2 protein-coding genes are annotated in these 2306 nt (G+C 60.0%); both read right to left on the bottom strand.

From position 1 onward, the window contains the following. Positions 1–405 precede the first annotated feature (405 nt). The gene (locus tag B8115_RS02545; protein WP_010626177.1) at positions 406–918 is read right to left on the bottom strand and encodes a hypothetical protein; all 513 of its coding nucleotides are present in this window, start codon (positions 916–918) and stop codon (positions 406–408) included. A gap of 34 nt (positions 919–952) precedes the next feature. Continuing rightward, positions 953–1573 (bottom strand): hypothetical protein, encoded by a 621-nt coding sequence (locus tag B8115_RS23855; RefSeq protein WP_234253312.1) that lies wholly within the window; start codon positions 1571–1573, stop codon positions 953–955. Positions 1574–2306 lie beyond the last annotated feature (733 nt).

The following is a 2306-nucleotide window of genomic DNA, read 5'->3' as shown; positions in this document are numbered from 1 at the left end:
CTGGCCGGCGTCGCAGCCGCCTCGTGGCTGCTGCGCGTCCACCCACAGCCGGCCGAAACGCCATCGGAGCGCCTGGCAGAAAGCGCAGAGTGAAGGGCAGCCGAAGGTTGTAAGCTATTTCTTACAAAACGAATCGGCAATTTCTTACAAGCCACTTGCCCCAGGTTAACGTCTGAAGAGACCGTTACTTGGCAAAGTAAAACCGTACTGAGCACGGAGGCTCAACCAGGGACGACCGAGTCAGGAAGACTCACTATCCAGGGATGCTCGGGTGGAAGGATGCTCGAGGTGGAGGTAAGGAAGCGAAGATCCAGCCCGGCCGCAAGGCCGGGCTTTTCCTTTTGTCGTTTTTGGCTCGCTGTGACGCCATCTTCATTGCTGACGCCCGTGGCCGCAAGGAGCGCTTCAAGTGCCGCCGGTTCGTAACCTGGCAACCAGCCGCCGGATACCGGGCGCCCGCAGTAGCAGCAATACCCCCAGGCCAAGCTGAATCAGGCTGCCGACAAAGGCCGCCCTCCCCTCTACCGCTCGATGTATACCGAGCAGTTCACGGTCGTAGAACAGCCAGGCGCCATGGTTGGCGAGCTGAGGCAGTGCGGTGACGGCAACATACAACCCCACCGCCCCGATCAGCCCAGTCTCGAAGTCGACCCCAGTCAGGGCCGACGCCTTCGCTTGGTCATCCCCCGTAGCAGGCAGCAGCCGGCCCGCCACCGCCGAATGAAAATGCCAGAGCACAATCGCCACCCCGGCAAACAGCAGTGCCGTCACAACGAAGTAGCCCAGATGCAGGTAGTGAACATCGCTGCTATGGAAGCTCACGCCCTGCACCGCGAAGCGCAGAGCCGTGAGTCCAAGATAGATGGAAAAGCAGCGAACCAGCGCTGCCACGAGGCCTTGAAGGGCGGATGATTGCATCGTGTGTCTCTCCTACCGCCCATGAGGCGAATCGTCAGGCCACGTTGGTCGCAAACGGCAGGGTGCGGTAAGCCGTGCGCGGCGACGGTGGCACCTCGACGCCGAAGCGCTTCTCGATGTCGCCCATCTCGATGAACTTCTCGCCGCGCTGGTAGGCGGCGCGCAGCTGCTCGCTGAGTTCAGCAAGCTGGCGGGAAGGCTTGGCCCACTGCTCCCGGGGCAGTGGCTTGGACCACTCTGCCAGCCAGTCTTTGGGCACTGCCTTGGGCAGCACGTGCTTCATGCGATATTCGGTGTACCAGTGAGCGAAGCGGGCGTGCTCCCACAGCCGCTTGCGACGGAAGCGCCGCCAGCGGGCCATGTCGTTGGTGCGTTCACATTCCGCCTTTTCCCGGGCGACGTAGGCGTCGTACCACTCCAGGCCCCACTCCCGGGCCGAAGGCGTGATGGCCTCGGGGCCTTCTTCCATGAAGCGACGGATGTACTCCCACTGCGCCAGCGCCCCGGGCAGGCCGCCCACACCGACGACAATACCGGCCCCGGGCAGAGTGTAACCCGGCCGTTCAGGGTCGGGCGGCAGCAGGGCGAAGTTCCAGCCGAAGCCCGTGATGGCGCCCGGGCCTAGGCTGGGGTTGAAGCCGCATACTGCGATCACGTCTTCCCACGGTACCAACACAGTATGTCGCTCGCGTTTGCAGAGCCGACAGAAGGTGTCATAGATTGAGGGGTAAGCAAAAAGAAAGGCCATGGAGCCGATATGCAGCAGCAACAAACCCAGAGGAAAGTCCTCCCGAGCGCCTCTTAGCCATTCGCCAATTTCAATAACTCCCATTCCACCAGATATACAAGCTGCCAGGCCGGGGCCAAAAGAAATCAACCAAGGATTTTGAGGGCCAGGCAGCAAAAAACGACCAGGCGGGTCAACGACGAATGCTACTTCACGGCGCTGACGATTTAAGCGAATAGGGGGGATACGCCTAAGCAACGTATTCATCCAAACGATACCTAGAATAAAGACGAACAGGAAGCCGAAATAGAGACCCCCTCCCCATAAAGTTATAAGCTGTGAGTCTGGTGGAAAACCGCCAACAGCCCACCATGTAATAAAAAAAAGCACAAGAATAGCGCTAGCCCCAGCGCTTAGCGTATGCCCCGCAGTCATAAGGCTCTCGGGGCTTACTGCCTGACGGAGGTCCATGCTGACGTCATCGTGACGAACATCAATATGAGCTACATCTACTGCATGCTCGCTATCCGAGGGAAGAGGCAAAGGACTCAAGCAGTACTGCTCACCCCCGGCGCGGTTTTCCCGCTCGCCGGCTCGCATGGCGGGCAGTGAATCATCGATGGTTGGTTTGGGCATGGTGCGTCAAATCCCTTGATGGTTA

This window comes from Halomonas sp. KM-1 (genome assembly GCF_000246875.1).
GTDB classification, from domain to species: Bacteria; Pseudomonadota; Gammaproteobacteria; order Pseudomonadales; family Halomonadaceae; genus Halomonas; species Halomonas aerodenitrificans.
Note: the sequence above shows the minus strand (reverse complement) of the source record. Positions and strands in the feature narration are given on the sequence as shown.